Origin of the sequence: Lysinibacillus sp. NPDC096382, from assembly GCF_044762845.1 — a bacterium.
In the GTDB taxonomy this organism is placed as follows: Bacteria; Bacillota; Bacilli; order Bacillales_A; family Planococcaceae; genus Lysinibacillus.
This window is the reverse complement of sequence record NZ_JBIWFC010000007.1, coordinates 15,180-33,967: the sequence shown is the minus strand read 5'-3', so window position 1 is coordinate 33,967 and position 18,788 is coordinate 15,180. Positions and strand designations below refer to the sequence as shown.

The 18,788-nt window shown below is 33.3% G+C and carries 22 protein-coding genes; 13 read left to right on the top strand and 9 right to left on the bottom strand.

All coding sequences use genetic code 11. The features are described 5' to 3' along the window. Positions 1 to 86: 86 nt before the first annotated feature. The 4 genes from ACIQZA_RS11800 to ACIQZA_RS11785 form a co-directional block, all read right to left on the bottom strand. Positions 87 to 1,244, bottom strand: coding sequence for a Ger(x)C family spore germination protein (locus tag ACIQZA_RS11800; protein WP_402882654.1), 1,158 nt, complete (start codon positions 1,242 to 1,244; stop codon positions 87 to 89). A 207-nt stretch (positions 1,245 to 1,451) separates the two neighbouring features. Continuing rightward, positions 1,452 to 1,856, bottom strand: coding sequence for a VOC family protein (locus ACIQZA_RS11795; RefSeq protein ID WP_400933725.1), 405 nt, complete (start codon positions 1,854 to 1,856; stop codon positions 1,452 to 1,454). A 76-nt stretch (positions 1,857 to 1,932) separates the two neighbouring features. Beyond that, positions 1,933 to 2,280: a serine hydrolase gene (locus ACIQZA_RS11790; RefSeq protein ID WP_400933723.1), complete on the bottom strand. Its 348-nt coding sequence runs from the start codon at positions 2,278 to 2,280 to the stop codon at positions 1,933 to 1,935. Positions 2,281 to 2,285: 5 nt separating this feature from the next. Beyond that, positions 2,286 to 3,134 (bottom strand): serine hydrolase domain-containing protein, encoded by an 849-nt coding sequence (locus ACIQZA_RS11785; protein ID WP_402882652.1) that lies wholly within the window; start codon positions 3,132 to 3,134, stop codon positions 2,286 to 2,288. A gap of 120 nt (positions 3,135 to 3,254) precedes the next feature. Between ACIQZA_RS11785 and ACIQZA_RS11780 the strand changes: the two genes are divergently transcribed. The 4 genes from ACIQZA_RS11780 to ACIQZA_RS11765 all read left to right on the top strand — a co-directional run bounded on the left by ACIQZA_RS11780 (position 3,255) and on the right by ACIQZA_RS11765 (position 5,537). Then, on the top strand, positions 3,255 to 3,845 hold the full coding sequence (locus tag ACIQZA_RS11780; RefSeq protein ID WP_402882650.1) for a TetR/AcrR family transcriptional regulator: 591 nt from the start codon (positions 3,255 to 3,257) through the stop codon (positions 3,843 to 3,845). A 111-nt stretch (positions 3,846 to 3,956) separates the two neighbouring features. After that, the gene (locus ACIQZA_RS11775) at positions 3,957 to 4,136 is read left to right on the top strand and encodes a hypothetical protein (RefSeq protein ID WP_400933717.1); all 180 of its coding nucleotides are present in this window, start codon (positions 3,957 to 3,959) and stop codon (positions 4,134 to 4,136) included. Positions 4,137 to 4,270: 134 nt separating this feature from the next. Continuing rightward, a complete protein-coding gene (locus ACIQZA_RS11770) occupies positions 4,271 to 4,918 on the top strand; it encodes a pentapeptide repeat-containing protein (protein WP_402882648.1) in 648 nt (215 codons plus the stop codon). Between the two features lie 61 nt (positions 4,919 to 4,979). After that, complete coding sequence (locus tag ACIQZA_RS11765; protein WP_402882645.1) at positions 4,980 to 5,537, top strand: putative glycolipid-binding domain-containing protein; 558 nt, start codon at positions 4,980 to 4,982, stop codon at positions 5,535 to 5,537. 187 nt (positions 5,538 to 5,724) lie between these two features. Here the strand turns inward: ACIQZA_RS11765 and ACIQZA_RS11760 are convergent, their stop codons facing one another. Next, positions 5,725 to 6,483 carry an SDR family NAD(P)-dependent oxidoreductase gene (locus tag ACIQZA_RS11760; RefSeq protein WP_142510165.1) on the bottom strand — a complete coding sequence of 253 codons (759 nt, stop codon included), beginning with the start codon at positions 6,481 to 6,483 and terminating at the stop codon, positions 5,725 to 5,727. 131 nt (positions 6,484 to 6,614) lie between these two features. Between ACIQZA_RS11760 and ACIQZA_RS11755 the strand changes: the two genes are divergently transcribed. The 3 genes from ACIQZA_RS11755 (at position 6,615) to ACIQZA_RS11745 (ending at position 8,946) form a co-directional block, all read left to right on the top strand. After that, positions 6,615 to 7,499, top strand: coding sequence for a LysR family transcriptional regulator (locus ACIQZA_RS11755; RefSeq protein ID WP_132358281.1), 885 nt, complete (start codon positions 6,615 to 6,617; stop codon positions 7,497 to 7,499). Positions 7,500 to 7,871: 372 nt separating this feature from the next. Further along, entirely contained in the window at positions 7,872 to 8,114 is a 243-nt protein-coding gene (locus ACIQZA_RS11750) for a hypothetical protein (RefSeq protein WP_402882643.1), read from the top strand. A gap of 355 nt (positions 8,115 to 8,469) precedes the next feature. Next, a complete protein-coding gene (locus ACIQZA_RS11745; protein ID WP_402882641.1) occupies positions 8,470 to 8,946 on the top strand; it encodes a hypothetical protein in 477 nt (158 codons plus the stop codon). A 126-nt stretch (positions 8,947 to 9,072) separates the two neighbouring features. Here ACIQZA_RS11745 and ACIQZA_RS11740 read toward each other — a convergent pair whose 3' ends face one another. Next, the gene (locus ACIQZA_RS11740; RefSeq protein ID WP_142510161.1) at positions 9,073 to 9,516 is read right to left on the bottom strand and encodes a hypothetical protein; all 444 of its coding nucleotides are present in this window, start codon (positions 9,514 to 9,516) and stop codon (positions 9,073 to 9,075) included. Further along, complete coding sequence (locus tag ACIQZA_RS11735; RefSeq protein WP_400933705.1) at positions 9,513 to 9,815, bottom strand: PadR family transcriptional regulator; 303 nt, start codon at positions 9,813 to 9,815, stop codon at positions 9,513 to 9,515. The genes ACIQZA_RS11740 and ACIQZA_RS11735 overlap by 4 nt, the downstream gene beginning before the upstream one ends. A 645-nt stretch (positions 9,816 to 10,460) precedes the next feature. Here ACIQZA_RS11735 and ACIQZA_RS11730 point away from each other — a divergent pair. From ACIQZA_RS11730 to ACIQZA_RS11710, 4 genes are all read left to right on the top strand, one after another. After that, the gene (locus tag ACIQZA_RS11730) at positions 10,461 to 11,096 is read left to right on the top strand and encodes a TetR/AcrR family transcriptional regulator (protein ID WP_402882639.1); all 636 of its coding nucleotides are present in this window, start codon (positions 10,461 to 10,463) and stop codon (positions 11,094 to 11,096) included. Positions 11,097 to 11,125: 29 nt separating this feature from the next. Further along, positions 11,126 to 11,323 carry a hypothetical protein gene (locus ACIQZA_RS11725; RefSeq protein WP_400933703.1) on the top strand — a complete coding sequence of 66 codons (198 nt, stop codon included), beginning with the start codon at positions 11,126 to 11,128 and terminating at the stop codon, positions 11,321 to 11,323. Between the two features lie 21 nt (positions 11,324 to 11,344). Beyond that, complete coding sequence (locus ACIQZA_RS11720) at positions 11,345 to 11,599, top strand: hypothetical protein (RefSeq protein WP_400933702.1); 255 nt, start codon at positions 11,345 to 11,347, stop codon at positions 11,597 to 11,599. A gap of 890 nt (positions 11,600 to 12,489) precedes the next feature. After that, on the top strand, positions 12,490 to 13,257 hold the full coding sequence (locus ACIQZA_RS11710) for an alpha/beta fold hydrolase (protein WP_402882636.1): 768 nt from the start codon (positions 12,490 to 12,492) through the stop codon (positions 13,255 to 13,257). Between the two features lie 659 nt (positions 13,258 to 13,916). Here the strand turns inward: ACIQZA_RS11710 and ACIQZA_RS11705 are convergent. Both ACIQZA_RS11705 and ACIQZA_RS11700 read right to left on the bottom strand, forming a co-directional pair. Further along, positions 13,917 to 14,366 carry a GNAT family N-acetyltransferase gene (locus tag ACIQZA_RS11705; RefSeq protein WP_400933699.1) on the bottom strand — a complete coding sequence of 150 codons (450 nt, stop codon included), beginning with the start codon at positions 14,364 to 14,366 and terminating at the stop codon, positions 13,917 to 13,919. A 731-nt stretch (positions 14,367 to 15,097) separates the two neighbouring features. Continuing rightward, positions 15,098 to 15,715, bottom strand: a complete 618-nt coding sequence (locus ACIQZA_RS11700; protein ID WP_402882633.1) for a hypothetical protein — start codon at positions 15,713 to 15,715, stop codon at positions 15,098 to 15,100. A gap of 1,085 nt (positions 15,716 to 16,800) precedes the next feature. Between ACIQZA_RS11700 and ACIQZA_RS11695 the strand changes: the two genes are divergently transcribed. Both ACIQZA_RS11695 and ACIQZA_RS11690 read left to right on the top strand, forming a co-directional pair. After that, positions 16,801 to 17,949: a retropepsin-like aspartic protease gene (locus ACIQZA_RS11695; RefSeq protein ID WP_402882631.1), complete on the top strand. Its 1,149-nt coding sequence runs from the start codon at positions 16,801 to 16,803 to the stop codon at positions 17,947 to 17,949. A gap of 89 nt (positions 17,950 to 18,038) precedes the next feature. After that, positions 18,039 to 18,752 (top strand): DUF2278 family protein, encoded by a 714-nt coding sequence (locus ACIQZA_RS11690; RefSeq protein ID WP_402882629.1) that lies wholly within the window; start codon positions 18,039 to 18,041, stop codon positions 18,750 to 18,752. Positions 18,753 to 18,788 lie beyond the last annotated feature (36 nt).

The following is an 18,788-nucleotide window of genomic DNA, read 5'->3' as shown; positions in this document are numbered from 1 at the left end:
CCTTTGGCAATTTATATGTGCTGCTGACGCTACGCTTTCGCTTGTTGGTCTTAAGCTTCTGGCCGATTCCGGACGCAATTATATAGCTATTCATTAATTGTTTCAGCAAATGTTTTTCGACCAGGATTAACTTTATTTACGATAACATTTACTTTACTAAGTGAATCTACTGTCAATGGAATTTTGCCATCTTTCTGTATTTTTTTCCATGTTTTTACTTTTTTTCGATATAGGTGCTCTGATAAGCGGAAAACATCAACATCTAATTCTATACCTGCTTCATAAGATTTTTTTATATCTTTTTTTACTTCCTTAATAATACCTTCCCTTATTTGGTCGGTGTTTACTTTTCCTTTGAAACCATTAATGATTGCATTTAATTTTATTTCCGCTTCAAATGTTACTTCATTGTTTTTTACAATTGGTTTAATTTTTGTACTTAATTTTTCTAAATCAACTGTTAAGAATTCTTTTTCTTTATTGTTTAATTTAATGGTTACGTCTCCTCGAGTTTTTTCATGGTACATCCATTGGATACCTCTTGCATCCCCATCATTTATATAGCCTTTAAATCCATCCTTTGAAACTACTCCGAAACCAGATAAAGCAGTTTCCTCTGTTGGTTTATTAGTCGTTTCCCAGTTTTTATTAATTGTTACAAGTGGAACATTCACTTCATGACTCGGTTCATTTAAGCTGATAATTAATTTTCGTAAATCAACAGGCTCTACATATGTTTGTAGCTCTTTTGTATGCATTGGATTGCTTAGTTTTGATGCGGTTAGGGATTTATTTAATATTGGTGTGATTAAAAGAATATCTTTAATAGGGTCCTTCGTAACATATGTCAATATTTGGTATCTTGTTTCCCGATGCCTTAAAAAACTGTCAATAACAGGAATGGAGTTCTCGTCTTTTAAGGCATCCTCAGAGAAAAGAATAAAAGTCATATGTCCCCAGAAAACTTTTTGATCGATGGAGCGATATAATTTAAAAAAGGCATCTTCCATCGTTTTACCTTTAGCAAATCCAATTTCTGACGGTGCTGCTTGAGGAGTAGGCCCTTCAGATTTAGCTACATTCGCAAAATTTATGATTTGCATATATATTTCATATTGACCATCTTTATAATCGATACCAATTCCATCAATATAGTACATCCTTTGTGGTTCTTTAACATCCCAACATCCGGCGAGTAATAGTACAGCTGTTAAACTTACTATTAACATAAAAATTTTTTTCATTTTTGATCCCTACTTTTAGAAATTCTGTGCAATCTTGTGGAGTAAAGGGGTTTTGTTTATAGTTTGGACAAAAAATGAGAGGATTATAAGCAGTGAAAAACTTAGAATAGGTTAAGCCATCTAAACAAATGACCAGGACTCTTTATATAATGAGTCCTGGCTTATTTCTTAAAGCGAAGCGAGATGAAGAAAGTCCCCCTGATCACTTTATATTCCTGTATTATCACGAAGCTCTATAATAGTTCCTTCAGGTGCTTTTAACTTACAAAGCTGGCCATTTTCAACCTGATAAATAATTTCATCATTTTTACGAATAAAATGAACATTCATATCCTTCAACCGTTCTACTTCTTGACTAAGATTGTCAACCCATAAACAGAAATGTACAATGCCTAGAGCATTTGAATTGCATGTATCAAGTTTTTTATTATACTTTCCCGTTTGGAGTTCAATATAAAATGCTCCAAGTTTTAACCAAGTATTAAAATGTCTATCGTGGAAATTTGGTGACTCCTGTGCTACTTCAAATCCTAATACTTCGCTGTAAAAAGTTAAAGATTCATTATATGTATTCGTTTGTATGCAAATGTGGTGCACATATTTTTCAGCCATAAAGTTTTTCTCCTTTTATTTTATAGTCATATTTTAATATAAATTACATAGCTAGTGAAATGACATCTAATTATCTTTAAAGACAACTATACAACGCTTTCCTTAGAGCAAGTTCTCTTGGTTCATTAGCCATGCCAAATCCATGTTTATTCATAGCGTAGGCATATCCTAATCCCTCGTCTGGATCAGCAAAGCAGAACGAACCTCCAGCTCCAGGATGTCCAAAAGAGCTTTCACTTCGACCGAATTGCATTTTAGGGAAGTGTTTCCAAAAGCCTAAAGAGTATGCTATGTCTATACAATTTACATGGTCGTAATAGCCTTCATTTGGAGGCGTGGCGCCAATACTTAATTCATTCATTGTTAAAGAGCTTATTCCGAGTATCTTCGCACGGCTTGCAAATGCACCATAAATTTTTGCCATCCCTCTTACTTGTCCAACTCCGTTACCTGAAGGAAATTCAATAGAATAGGACGATGATTAAAATTATCATTTGCAACAAATTTTTTAGGATCAACTAAACTCCGAGCTACTAGTGACTTGGAATTTAAAAAACCAAGTAACATTTTTGGCGGTAATTTGGTCATGCCCTTAAGTAACTGAATAGGGTGATTTATGCCTTCTATAGTTGTAATGCTGTCTTCCGGAATTTCAGCAGGTAGTCCAATATAAAATTCTGCATTTAGCGGTTCAGCTATTTCTTCTTTGAAAAAATCTTTTAGGGTACGATGTTTTGGGTCAGTTCTTTTAATGAGCTCTGCAATTAATGTTCCAATTGTCCATGCATGATACCCATGAAATTTTCCAACTTCCCAATCGGGTTTACTTGCAGCAAGGGACTGTGATAACCGTGAAGTATCTAGGTCTTCTAAATTATCAATTTTTAATCTATCTAGAGCTGACAAACCAGCTTGATGTGCCAGGAGCTGCCTAACTGTAATTTTCTCTTTGCCATTCTGAGCGAATTCGGGCCAATATGTACAAACTGTCTTTTCATAATTAATATAACCTCTTGAATGCGCTAGACTTAAAGCTAATGCAGCAAATCCTTTTGTAGCTGAAAATACTTGAACTAATGTGTTTTGCTCCCATATAGCACAAGTTTTGCGATCTCGATATCCTCCCCATAAATCAACAACGGGCTCGTTATTTATATAGACAGCAAACGCTGCTCCAACTTCTCCTCTGTTTGTAAAATTTTTAATAAATTCTTCCTTCACTAATTCAAAACCGGGTGCAACAAAACCATGAATTGGAATATTACTTCTTTTTCTCATATTGCTTGTCTCCTTCTGAATAAGCCATCTCTTTACAAAAAAGAATAAATTAAATAAAATTAAATTAACAGATATACGACTAAAAATCAACAAATAGTCAAATAAAGAGGTGGCATAACGATGGCAAGAATTTCAACTGAACAGAGGAAACAAATACATGAAACACTTCTCAACCAGAGTAAAGAGTTATTTATTCAGTATGGTTTTTCAAAAACAAGTATTGATGACATAGTAAATGCATGTGGGATTGCAAAAGGTTCTTTTTATTCTTATTACCCTTCAAAAGAAGAATTATTTTATGCTGTGTTACGAAGAGAAGAAGAAATAAAAAATAAAATCATTGTTGAGGTAATGAATGAATCCTTACCACCAAAAGAACTATTAATTAGATTTTTTGAAATTTCTTTTAAAGCAATAGAAGAAAATGCATTTTTACAAAATCTTTATCAAAGAGGGGAGTACGAGAAAATAATGAAGAGACTCCCGAAAGAACTTATCGAAGATCATGCCAAAGAAGATGTAGAAAGTTATTTAGACTTTGTGAAATTTTTACAGGGGAAAGGAGTTACTGAAGAAGATCCTGAAATTCTAATCGGCCTTTTTCGAATAATTATGTTGCTACCTTTACATCGAGAAGAAATTGGTGAACAAACTTTTTTAAAGACTATAAAAAAATTGATTGCATGTTTATCAAACGATTTAACAACATAATGAAAAGTGCAATCAAATGATACTTGAATAGCTTATTACCGAGGAAATAGCATTTAGCATATATTCTTACAAGTATAATTTACGCCAAAAAGGGTAATTTATATATCGGAGGTGATAACTTTGACAAAAGAAAAGCGTAATAAAAGTGAAGAGGACCAAGTAGAATTTGGAGCAGATTTAAGCCCTGACGATTTAGATGTGCGTGAAGAAAATGATCTAACGAATGAACAAATGAACAATACAAATGAACAACAACACAATGAAAACACTTCCTCAAAACGTAATAAATAATAAGGAATACACATAAAAATTTCCTACCACAATCTTTGGGTTGTGGTAATTTGAATTTATTCTTTTACATAAGAAAGAATAAACTAATATATCCTAAGGTTTTCATGTAAACTATTTGAGAGAGGAGAAATAGCATGACGACAAAATTTAAAATTGAAGTTCCGCTTATGCCAAATGATTTGGCTCAAGGAACTTTTGAAGACATTTTTTATGATGAAGAACCTTATTTATCGAATCAATTGATTACGAATATAAGTAGAGAGAATGATAATATTGAACGTTTATTTTTATCTAAAGTTATGTTTCAAAAAGTATCTTTGATTAACGCGAATTTCAATAAAATTGATATGACTGATGTCATCTTTGAAAACTGTGACTTATCTAACTCAAAATTCAACGAAGGAATTATTCATCGAGTTACATTTAAAAACTGCAAGCTGTTAGGTGTTGATTTCTCGGAGGCCAATTTAGGGAACGTTTCTTTTAAAAGTTGTAACATGAATTTGTGTAACTTTGGGGTAGCGAGACTAAAACAAAGTTGTTTTGAGCAGTCATCATTACGTGGGACAAGCTATTACGACTGCCAATTTAAGAAAGTGAAATTTGAACATTGTAATATAGATGACGTTGATTTTAGCGACACGCCTCTAAACAATGTAGATATCAGTACATGCACATTTGAACGATTAAATGTAACGTTAAAAAATTTAAGTGGCTGTGTGGTGTCCACTGAACAAGCAATTGGTTTTGCTGAACTGCTAGGTTTAAAGGTTAAACGATAATATCCCACTATTAAGAAAAATAGGTGTTTTGAAGAGGTTATGATAGATAGGGGAGAAAGTTTTGAATCAAAAGGTAGTATGGGAGAATGAAGAACAGTTTGGTTGTGAGCATTTAAGCATTATTAAAGAAGAAAAAAACTTCTCAGCGAAAGGGACAATTATATATGTAGAAGGGGATGAATCTAATGCTCATATTGTAGAATACAAAGTTGATCTAGACTCCAATTGGTTTACTAAAAAATTGACAATAATTGTTGATGAACACAATAGTTTGAAATTAACGTCTGATGGAAAGGGCAACTGGTTTGAAAATGATGGACAGCTAATTGCTAAGCTAAAAGGTGCAATTGATATTGATATATCTGCAACGCCATTTTCAAATTCACTTCCTATCAATAGAATGAATTGGGTCCTTAATCAAGAGGAACATTTTGAAATGGTATACATATCGATTCCATCCCTTGAGGTAAAAAAAGTTCCCCAATCCTATAAATATTTAATTAACAATGGTAAATTGAGATATTTTAAATACCGTTCTTATGATTATGAAACAATTATATGTGTAGACGAACAGGGTTTGGTTATAGACTATCCGAATGTATTTAGAAGAATATGGTGATCTAAAGGGAATAGGGAATAACTTGTCTCCTTCGAATGACATTTAACTGTTGAGATGGCTATGTTTTTTCTTTCAGCTGTGAATGAGCATAAAACTATTTGACTAGACCTGTTTATAAAAAAATAAGACCAAGATTTCCGTCTTGGTCTATTTTATTGTTCTATTATTTTGAAAAAATGTTTATTTACTAGTGAGCAACTTGTCCGCCATCTGCAACATAAACATAACCGTTACAGAAGCTTGCTGCGTCTGAAGAAAGGAATACAACGACTTCAGCAATTTCTTCTGGTTTAGCAGCTCGCCCCATTGGAACGTTGGAAACCACCTCATTCCATACCTCAGGATTATCTTTCCACATTTGAGTCATTGGTGTTTCTGTTAAACCAGGTGCGATAGCGTTTACTCGGATACCGTCTCTAGCGTGGTCAATTGCAGCTGCTTTTGTTAAACCAGTTACGGCATGTTTTGCTGTTACGTATGGTGCCATATTTGGATCGGCAATGACACCAGCTACCGAAGCTGTGTTTACAATTGTACCACCGCCATTAGCAACCATATATTCAAGTTCATGTTTCACCGCAAAGAATACACCTTTAACGTCAACTGCCATTACTTTATCAAAAGTATCTTCTTCAATATCTACGAATTTTGCTGGTTTATTTAAAATGCCTGCATTGTTGAATGCGTGATGTAATCCACCAAATTTTTCTACTGTCTTTTCAACAAGTGATTTCAATTGCTCTGGACTTGTTACATCTGTTTTAAAGAAAACAGCTTCTCCGCCTGCTTGTTGAATTAGTTCTACAGTTCCTTGTGCACGGTCATCAACATCGCCAATAGCAACTTTCGCGCCACGACGTGCAAAAGCTATTGCTGTAGCACGTCCAATACCAGTAGCCGCTCCAGTGATTAAGACAACTCGACCTTCAAAATCTTTAACATTCATATTATTGCCTCCCCATATGTGTAGGTTTTTCTTTTCATGTGTAGTATAGCTTTCAGTAAAATGCTTATTCAATATTTTTGAATGAATGAGCTTATTCCTTTATAGTAATAAGCATAAGAAGGTGACTAATAATGCAATTAACTCAATTAGAGTATTTTATAGTAGTAGCCCGCTTGGAGCATATGTCGAAAGCTGCGTTGGAGCTAGAGGTTTCGCAATCTTCATTAAGCAAAACGATCGCTCGTTTAGAGGATGATATTGGAGTACCACTCTTTGATCGAAGAGGGAAATCTATTCGTTTGAATGAATATGGACGCATTTTTTATGAGAAGGTGGAAAAGGCTTTAGATGATTTACAAGAGGCGAAATCAGAAATTCAAGAACTGGCGAATATACGAGAAGATAGTATAGCGATTAATGTGATGAATTCAAAACTACTGCCAAAATTATTTTATGATTTTTATAAAAAGCGTCCAAATGTTAAAATCCGACAATATGTATTGCCAGATAAATTAGCTCTACAAAAAATAATTAGTGGCGAAATTGATTTAATGATCGTTATTAATCCGATTAAAGATGACAGAATAGAGTGGGTTCCATTATTTACTGAAGAAGTCTTTTTAGTAGTGCCGAAAAATCATCCACTAGCTGCTAAAGAAAGTGTTTCACTGATTGAGACTAAGGATGAACTGTTTATTTTGTCAGAAACAGGACAAAATTTTCGCACAACAGAAAATCAATTATTTGAAAAAGCGGGCTTTACTCCGCAAATTGCCTTTGAAGGTGAAGATTTATCGATTATTTTACAATTGGTGAACGAAGGAAAGGGAATCTCTTTTATTTTTAACTATTCATTTTTAGATCAGTATTTAGACAACGTGAAAATATTGAAAATTTCAAATCCTGACTGCTTTCAAACAGTAGGGATTGCTTGGAATAAAAAAAGAAAAAGTTCATTTGTCGTAAATAGTTTTCGTGATTTTGCTATTTCATTTTTGATAAACAGTACAATATAGATGTGTGAAAGGTACCTGAAGTGAGGCTAATTGCACGTTTGTTTTTGAGTTAAATAAAAAGGGTCACTCACAGGCTAGTGACCCAAAAAACTATATGGAACTAATAAACTTCTGGGTTTTTTTACCTTAATTGAAGATACCTCTGGCAATTAATATAGCCGAGACGTTATAGACGCTAAAGCTAGAGAAGCTAGACAAACTAGTACCACATCATGAATAAGGAATGAAATTGAACCATTGATAATAACACCACACAAGGATACAGAGGTGTTACAGAATAATTTCTAAACAAATCGTCCTTTGCAATAGATAGAATATTGTGAAACTTATTTGAACTTAAGACGTAGTAATAGATAGGGAGGAGGGATTAACTTGAAAAAATACTTATTATTTGCAGGGGTTTTTACGTTGGCTTCTGTAGTATTGCAAGTACTATCAGGCATGCTATTAACAATGTTTTATACGCCTAGCATACGATGGGAAGAAGCTTCGACTTTACCTTCACAAGTGTTGTTTGGAAATACAAGCTTCATTCCGCCACTTATTATTTCTTTAATAGCGTTAGTAATTGCTTTTGGTTGTACCAAGCTAATCAATAAAAAGGTTATTCACTAATAAAAAGGAAGGGGTCTCTTCCCTTCTTTTTTGAATGAAATCATGCAAGTCCTTAATTAATTATTATAAACTAAGCAGCTTTGCTTGCCTTTTACATAGCAGTGAAGGGCTTTTTTTATGCGTTGTGTGAGCATTCAAGGCGAGCAGCAGACGAGTTACAGTGTACATAATGAACTTAGAATACGCGCATTTCGCTGAACAATTGCTTAAAAAAACCAAAATTCTAATAACAAAAATGATAGAGCATTGTTGCAATATATATGGTATAACGTTCTATATTTTAGTATAATATTCTATATTTTTAACAGAAATGAGTTTCCTTTATTAGGATAAAGGACTGAAGGAAGGTATTATATTGTTATATTTAGGATTGATCATGATTGCTTGTTTATTTTTATATTTACACAGAGCATCATTTTCATTGGTGCCTGATTCAAAGTTACAATTACCAATTAAAAGAATGGATAAGTTAATTGTGTTTGCTCCTTTTGTTACAGTAGTCGTGTTTTCTATTCTTTTTTTAACGGTACTGAAGGGACAATTAGCTGATAGAATATCGCATGCTTTAATCGTTTTTAGTCTTTGGATTTTTTTCACCTATTTCATAAAAACTTTATTTGGTTATTGGAAAAATAAAAATATATTATTAGTTTCTTTAGTCGGAATACCTTTGACGCTATATTTTATTTTCCAATTGACTCCGTTAGACAATTATACACAGTTAGTTTTTCTGAAAATAGGGAATGTATCATTTATTGTAGGTCTCGTATTAATCGTTTTATTTTATTCGAATTATTTACATAAAAGGAAAGTTAGAATTGGCGAAGGATAATTAAAGAATAAGGCGATTTTAATTTATTCGCCATTAGAAAATAGAAGCGTATTCGGGAAAAATCGAATACGCTTTATGCTTTATTAATTGTAATTAGTTTTATGTTCAAGAATTTTCTAGCGATGGTTAATTAGTTAGTACCAAAAAAGCTATAATACTCAATCCATATAAGCCCATAAATCCGAGACTCATTTTTGATAATTTAGTGCTAATAGAAAAAGCTTTTTGTAATCCTTCTTTAAAAAGATGCACAATGAAAATAGATACTGCTAAGAAAAACGATACGATTGCAATGATTAACGCAATTTGTTCCATGAAAATAACCTCCTGTGATGATCTATATTGTAGAATAATAAGTATATTAATCAAACCGACAAGCAATAATACATTGCTCATTCGAATACCAAAAACTTCTCGTTCATTTATTTCAATTTTCCAAGCATCAACTATACCTCTGAGTAAATCAATCGTCAAAAAGAATGTCCAATCTTTTTGTTCTAATAGATCAAATAATTCATCGCCATATCGTTTTCTCCAACTTCTTGGATACAAATAAATTAACCACTTCATATAAGCCCAAGCCTTTTTGCGCCAAGTGTAGTTATTGCTTGGATGTCTTTAATTTGGTTGCTTAAATATTCACGTCCGGCATCTGTTAACCTGTAAGGTTTTTTACGATCATCTGATGCAAGCACTTGAATATAACCTGCTTTTTCTAAACGTGTAATTGCTCCGTATAAAGTTCCAGCACCTAACTTAATACAATAATTTTTTTCAATATCCTCCATAATTGCATAGCCATGACAATCTTTTTCTGCCAGACTAATCAAAATAAACAGTGAAGGCTCTGAAAATCTATCTTTTTGCATACAATACCTCCTTTTAAAAGTTTATTACGTTTGGCGATATAACGTATAACGTAATATTAACTGTTATTTACAATTTATGCAATAATGAGGCTCGTCACCAAAAGTTGTGGATGACGTTTTTAAAAACATATGCACTGTACTGTATATTGGCTGATTGGAGTGGAGGCTGGACGCCCCCTAGAAAGCGCCCAGTCCTTCTAAATACATGTCATTGATGTTACTGTGAGTATTTCAGTAAAAAAACTGGTATCCTTCCTAGTCTTGGAGAAATAACTGAAGGCTAGGACGATGTTGTTTGGGACATTGATCGTTGGGAGAATGACGGAGGTAGAAGTGTTGGTACATGACTTGGCTGTGGCCGTTGAATGAAAAAAATTTTTGCATTGAGGGGGAGGCAAGTCTGTCTCCCTTAAAAATATTTGTACGGACAAGAATCAAATGAAAATTTTTCTATTGTCTTCCACAATCTTCTGTGGAGGGCTTTTTTAGCTTGCTCTCTGCTTTTCCATTTGGTTCACCTTCAGTTTTTTTAAATTAATAAACTTGTAAGGAATAGGTAAGAAAAAAGAGAAAATCGATTCGTACAATTAAAGTACAAAATGAAAGGGACTGATCTAAATGATACTAATTAGAGGAACCGATCTAATGACTAAAAATTTTACCGAAGGAGATAGTACATTACTTAAACAAAAGTTATGTGAGATCTGTGCTCAGAGTTGGAAAACGAAAGGTTACAAATTAACTAGCATCGCTTCTCTTACTTATGAAGTTGGAATATCAACGGAATCTTTTTACAGACTTTACAAAACAAAAGAAGAGTTGTTTCTTGAAGAACTGTCAATGATGCAAAATCAATTGAAAGAACAATGGAACTCAATAGTACAAACTAACTCAGGTATTGAAGGTTTTAAAATAGCTATGAAATGGCTTTTTGAAGAGTATGTTAAACATCCTACGTTATATAATTTCAACAATCCAGATTATCATTTATTTTTAAATAAGCTTCCTAAAGATGAAATTGAAAGTCTCAGGAAAAATGATAAGAACTTTTTTGATGAAGTCTTAGAGCGTTCAAATTTAAATTTGAGAATTCCTAAAGAAAAAGCATATGGGATCTTAAGTACATTATTATATTCTGCAGCGATGAAAAACGATTTAGTTTATAACAAATGCGATATATTCAACTTTCTACTTGAAAGTTCGATATATCAAATTTTTACAATATCGTCTTCTTTAGCAAACAAAAATGCTAATAAAGAGCCATGGTGTCAACTAGCATAAACAAAAATTAAAATTGGGGGAAATCAATATTGGCTAATTTAACATTTGATATCTTGCAACAAAATAATACTATAGGAATATTCAGTTACATATCAATTGGACTTGCACTTGTGGTGTTTATTATTGGATTGTTTTGTATGTTAAAAAAGAAAAAATACGGAATATACGTATTCTTTTCCAGTTTCTTGTTATTAATTAATCCAGCTTTTGATATTTTCTTAAATTAATTCTAACGGAGGTAAATAAAAATGATTAAAAAATTAGATGAAACGTTGACAAGAGTAAACAAGTTAGCTGGAGTGAATATAAAAATTCCAAAAGCCACGAAATCAAAACTGAAATATAGTAGGTATTTAACAACTGCCGTAGGAGTAGGAGGATTAACGTTAGGAATTATTGGTTCATCAAAGTCGTTATTAGTTCTAGGAACAATAGGTATTGTAAGTTCTATTGCAACAACGAATGAATTAAGAATACTGAACGGAACCCGGTCAGGGGAATAATAAAAATGTATTAAACGGCTTGAGCTTTGAAATCTAAAGGGCTTAGGTCGTTTAATCGTTTCTGGTAGCGGTAGTGATTAAAAAAATGTGTATAGTCATCAATCAGAATATGGCTGCTCGCCGTAGGTATCGCCTATAAGCAAACACTAATCATGAAAAATGTCCTTTCTAAATATTTTTTGGATTAATTACTACAATGGAAAATACAATAATGGATGCAGTTATGGCACTATCTGGATTTCTTTAATGTTGGATAGAGTCACGCACACTCATTTGCGGGCTAGTTCTTTACAATTGTTGGGGCAAGTCTTGCTCCTACAAGGGCAAGGGGAGAAGACAAATTGGACATGGTGCTGAATAAGCACCTACAGTAACAGGAAATACATTTGGTTCTTCATCAGATGGAAAAGAAACTTCGAAAAAAGATGGTAACGGTAATAGCATTTTGATAAACTTGGAAAACAAAGTGAAAAATCCTCTCGTGGTTTGTCTGGACAACAATTACAATACGTGAGTTTTCGCTTTTTTTTTTATAGTAAAATGTAAAATTATTGAATTAAAGAAAATCAACCACATGTTTTGGTGGAGAGCCAATAATAAGTTATTTAAAAGAGAGAAAAAGCCTAGTTTTTTTTGCCATTAACTTTTCCTTGTCAAAACACAAACATAATCATACAAGGAAAAGGTCTAATTTTCTGTAAGAATTTAGGCTTAAAGCATTACCCGAAATTAAGCATAGTGGCGTTAATTATACGTGATAAGGAATAGGAGTTGAAAGTTACGTTGTTCATGACTCGGAGTTTGGAAGGATGAAAAATCATTTGGGACTCTAAAAATTATTATGGAAATATAAGTAATTTAAAGCTTATAATTGGAATAGGTGATAAAAAGTGAATAAACATAATAAAAAGATAATCAATATCGCTGATAATCGTAGTCTATATACAAAATATCAACGTACCAGTGCTCCGAGTGTCATCTTTATAGCTGGATTAGGCGATAACTTTGAGACATGGAAAAAGGTTCAAGACCTAATATCGGATGTTACGTCAACTTTGTCCTACACGAGAGCAAGTATTGGTAGAAGTTCAGTCGCAGCTGTCCCGCAGACTTGTCATGATTTGGTCGAAGAGCTTTCAGAATTGTTGCGAGAACTTGATGTAAAGAAGCCATATATACTAGTAGGGCATTCTTTTGGTGGTTTGATTGCAAGATTGTATGCCAGTCTTTATCCACTCGACATCTGCGGCATGATTTTGGTTGACGCTGCACCGGAATTTAAAGAACTTGCTTATGAACAGGTTTTGCCGGAAAATTTGGTTGCAGGAAATAGAGAATATTTAAAAAACCCTTCGTTGAATAGTGAAAATATTGATAAAATGCAGAGCTATAAGCAAATAGTTGATCATACAAGACAAATTGACCTTCCTCTCACAATTATTGCAAGAGGTTTACTTGATAGTGGAGAAGAGGGATGGCCATCTCAAAAGATATTGGAAATTGAACAAAATCTCCAAGCAGAATTCCAAAAGCTGTCAACGTCAAGCAAGTTTCGAATTGCTAGTCATAGTGGACATTATATACATCATGATGAGCCAGAGATTGTGATTGAGGAGATTATACTTATGTTAAAGGAAATCGAAAAATTACTTAATTGAAAAAAGATGAGTGATCTTTTTTTGGAATCTTTGATGGGGAATTTCTTGGATGCTTAAAGTATTATCTTCTTTTAGCTTCATTTTAGTATTATTAGTAGGTTGCGATAGTGAAAAGAAGTTCACGTTAAATGATATACAAAAAGTTAAGTTAGAGCTAATTGAAAAGGAAACTCTAAAAGAAGGACTATCATATTCCATAAAATTGATAAATGATAGTGATTACGTTTCTTTCATGATGAAGGAAGGGGGAAAATGCTTATAAAGGTAATGAATATAAGGTTGAAGCTAAAGGAAACAAATTAGATATTCAACCAGGGGAAAAGGTTACTTTAAATGTCTTTATGCCGTTTGAAGGTATGGGGGATAAATCTTTGTTAGGGATTGATAATCCTATTATCCAATTAAAAGGTTTTATGGAAGTAGTCGACGATAAACATCAGTTTACTTCTGGAGGGGGCTTGATCAAGGATTGAAGCCAATTTTTATATAGTGGTATTGCGCAGGGAGGTCATCGGGCAGATGACATTAGTTGACCTGTTAAAACAGGTACGTTTCCTCAAGCCAGAGCGATTAAAAATCACATAAATGGCAAATCCTATACCTTCCTAAAATTTAAAAACTAAGATAGCTTAAATGCTGTCTTGGTTTTTACTTCTTATTTAATTAAAAACACTTACTTTCATTAAAGGCAGATGACGGTTAGGAAACACAGTAGATGGAGTAAAGCCAATATTCTTCGCGCCCATTTTTAAATAAAAACCTTCCGCGTTAGGTTCACTATCAAGAGTAAACTCGCTTATTCCTAACTCCTTCGCTTTAGTTAATAAATGGTCCCATATCATTCTCCCTAATCCTTTACCGATATAATCAGGGTCTATGAATAAAGCATCTAATTTCTGTTCATTAATAGTAAAGCTATAAAATGCTACTATTTTATTGTCACTTTCCATTACGTAAACTGGATTTTCTTCTATGTACTCTTTTGTTACAGTTAAATCATCTTTACACTGTTGTAGAAAATCTTCTGTATATCCCCAATAGGCTTTTGACTTATAAGCCAAATTGCTTAATAGATGACAATCTAGAACTTTTGCACTTCTAATTAACATTATAATTCCTCCAATTCATCATTTTTATGGAAACATTGAACTTATAGCCCGTTTTATTCATTTATTACCATAATGTTAAAGTTGTAAATATTAAGAGTAAAGCGACTTATAGACAATTAAGGAGCTTCGGTAAAGAGAAAATTAGTAATTGCATATGGGCGAAGTGAAAATGTGAAAGACTTAGTTCAGTATAATTATTGATTTTTTCGGGGTTTTATAAAGTATGAAATGAACATTACAGAAAGCCCTATAGAAATGTATAGTAGTGCAACAGATTTATTTGAAATTAATGAACTGTATCCGAAGGAACCAGATAATCTGCTCCACCCGTGTGAAAATAAAATGATGCCTAAAATTAATAGGATATACCCAAGTGTCGAATGTGTTTTCATCGGCATAGCAACTCCTAATATTTAGATTAATAACTTATAAAAGGATAACATAATTAGTAGATATTAGAAAATATGGATTGCATCAATTATTGCACGATATGAGGGAAGAAACTATAAAAAGGGTCACTTGGGATAGGAGTGACCCTTAGTAACAAGATTCGGAGGTGTAAGGCTAAATTAGCTTTACATTACTATTAATATGACAAAATAGTTTTTTTGTATAGTTCATAGCCTGTAAAATAGATTTTTAAAAAATTATAGGGTTAGGTGGAACGCACAGACACACCAATTCGATTTAGTGCTAAAAAATATCTTCTGATATAAGGGGCTCGAATTTGATTAAATTTTATTCCAAATAATCATAAATTGTGCTGCTTCGGATTCAAGTGCAATTAGATGGTCCTCAGTAGAGGGTTCATCTGAAATTAACCTACCTTTTTGGACATTTAAAATTGCCGGCTTTATATCAGGAGAATGCTCAATGGTGAAATCGGATTGTTTTAATAGTGTCAAAGATGAGCGGCATTTATTTTTATCAATTCGTTCGTCTTTCCCTTTGAAATATAACTTGATTAAGTGTGGAACACCATCAATCTTTAATCCTAGTTCTGGCGATGAACGGACAGTTAAATATTCGCTATACCAATTGGATTTGCCTGGGTCAAACCATTCAATTTCTTTATTTTTAATAAATTTTAAATGTGCTTTGACTGTTTCCAGGTAATTTTTTTGTTTAGCTTGAGCAACTTTGTTAGCTACAGAAAGCAGGTAATCGTTACTAAATTCGTTCTCATGAAATTTTCGGATACCATCCCGTAACGGTTTCCAGTAATCAAAAGCGGGATTGTATTCATCTTGATATTTTATTTGTCTAACCATTGAAGTTTTACCTGTAACGCCTTTGAAAGTAAAGTCTGTAAATTGTGTAAGACCGATAGAAACTTTTTTTGAAGACACTAATAACAACTCCTTTATTTGTCAATATTCCGCGAAATACTTTAGATAATTTTCAGGAGGTTGTAACATGAATCAATTACAAACATTCGGCCATGACAACGGCGTGTATTAACGACTAACAAGCATTGCAAGGCAATCTACGAAGCTATCGGAGCAAGGGAAACAAATGTGGTTTTGAAAAATTATGATGTAGCCATTAAAAGAGCATACGATATTATTCAAAGTTTAGAACATAGAAGTGGATAGTATTATTAATGGACTGCAACAGGTAGAGGTGCCAAATGTTCAAAAAAGTTGCCGTTGCATGAACGCTTGGTATTAGCGGATAAGTGATGATTCAGAGACTGAAACGGTTAGTGAATGATCTTTATATGTCAGATGATGGCGGGGATCAAAAACATAAAGGATTTTGTGTAATAGGTGAGTCACTCATTATAGTTATTGGTATATCAGTAATTATGGCATGCTGGTAATTAAAAAGCTGCCTAACAGTTACCTGTTAAACAGCACATGGATATTGTTAATATAAAACAAAAAACGGGAAAAATCAACAAATTTTTTAGACGTTTTTGAAATAAATTGCTCTTGTAAAGTAGTTTGCAAATGGTTGGTTATAGGTCATCACTTTTTGATTATTAAATAGATTTGTTCGAAGGAATGATATTGGTTTTTGGAAATGATATAAAGGGTCACTTGGGATAGGAGTGACCCTTAGTAAGATCCGGAGGTGTAAGGCTGAATTAGCTTTACATTGCTATTTGTAAAGTTAATAGCCTGAGAAATAGTAAAAAATAAAAAGCTGTAGCGTGGTCACAGGCTACAGTTCTGTATGGGTTTTACCACTTATTATAAGTTTTAGTTGTGTGAGCAATTAGTAAGCATATGAGGCTTTCCAGTACAACGATATTTAGAGTCGGATACAAAATTTTGAATCAGGTGTGAAAGTAGTCGAAAGGCTGCTTCTTTTTAGTTTTTCGAAAAGAATGGATACTTCAACTAGCGATGAAGTTTAGTTGAAGTAGAAGGATTTATTGGAAGTTTATAGAAGTAATAAGGAAAAATAAATTATTTGTGGGAGGGATAAATTGAAAGTTATAGACAAAATGGAGATGTTTGATTTTACAACATTAGAAATGAATGATGAAGAAAAAGAATTTGCCTCTGCTTTAACATTCATTACAGAAGGAAAAGAATGTTTGGCTACAGAAATTTTAAAGAATTTGTATTGTGAGTCTCATGATCTTTCATTGCGAAGTAGTTGTGCCAAGATTTTATTTGAGCTATATTTTACGAAATCCGAATGGAAACAATTAGAGATACTCGGCCTTCTTGATGATCAAAGCATTGATCAAAGCAATCGTTTAATTGCGAAAGCTTGCAGCAAGTCTGAACAAACAGCGTTCTCCTTCTTAAACGATGAAATACGTATTCCAATGAAACTAAGCATCTCTGGCTCTCCAACGGTTGATGTAATGATTAATGGAAGTAAGAAAAGCTTTTGGTTAGATACTGGAGCAGGGATGACGGTCATCTCAAATGCTTTAGTAAGTGACTGTAACATTAACATTGTGAAAGAACAAGAATTGGAGGTTGGAAATTCAACAAACCAAAATTTTAGTGCCGATTTGGCCATCATCGACTCAATTATCATACAGGGTCTAACGATTTTTAATCAGCCTACATTGGTGTTGGCGAATGATTTATTAATGATTAAAAACCCTAAAACGGAAGAAGTAATGCAGGTAGACGGTATCATCGGATGGGATATCATACAACATATTTTACTGGAAATCGACTATGGACGAAAACAGGTAATAATTCAGAAACCGCAACGAAAAGATGGTGTGGAGAACAACCTTTTCTTCTGTGGGTATCCGATTTTGAAAGTGAAAGGTCAGAATCAAGTTCCGTTGTATTTCGGTTTGGACACAGGTGCAAATAAATCCCATTTTGGACAGCCACTCCTATCGAAAATTGTTGATCTTAAAATGGCAAAAAGAATGATACATTCTGGAGGCTTCGGTGATGTAAAAGAAAGAGAATTAGACAGTATAGAAAGTTTAATTGTTAATTTGAATGACAATCAATCGATCAGCTTACACAACGTGAGAGAGATGTTGACAGGCCTTGCTACTTTTTTCAAGCTAGATGGTGTTTTTGGTAGTGATATTGCTAAGGATGGGCGTATGGTGATTGATTATACGAATAGAAAGTTTGAGCTTGTATTTAACTAATGATGCTTCCAAGAGTCAAGCAATTATTACGATGTACTTAATCTTGGTATAAGGTTTTATTAGCATAACTTTATAGGAGGTAATAGTTCATGCCCTTATTCAAATACGGAGTGCTAAAAGGTAAAGTTGTTAACGTTAGACCTGTGGATTCATATGATAAGACGCCTCATTACGAAGTGCATATTCGAGCAACAAAGAAGGATAAAAGTGAGGAGAATTATAGGATTGCGATCAATGTTGCCTCTAAGGTAAAGCCTTCAGAAGTCCTATATTTTGTTAGTGAAGATTTTAACTCTAAACAAATAACTATTATTCCAAATTACGAAGAAGGATTTACAGAAGTTACTAATGAAAATCGTGAAATTGCATTAGATTATATTCGTGGTGGCTTATTTGATCCCCCAAAAATGATTCCTCTCCCTGCAACAAAAAATGGTCCAGACAATGACTTGAATGAAAAAGTTAATAAATATATGCAAGAGGCTATGGCTAAAAAAGCGACAGTTTATGCTTACGGAGAAAAATTTAAAACTGAAGATGAAAAAGATAAATATTTCGGTTTTTCTCCAGGTAGAGGCATTCATGATATTCATATGAATCAAGGAAATAGTAGGGATTTTAGAAAAGACGATGGGATATGGCAAGATGGTGGTGTATTCATTCATTTTGAAGAAGAAAATAGATGGGTTGGTATATTCCTCGCATTCCAATCGCAGTCTTGGTGTACAGATGACAATGGACATGCAACTAAGCCAGTTAGTGTATGCAACCATACAAATAGAAAATCAGTCATAGAAATGTAAAAAATCTAATTGAGTATAAACGGTATTACATCATTT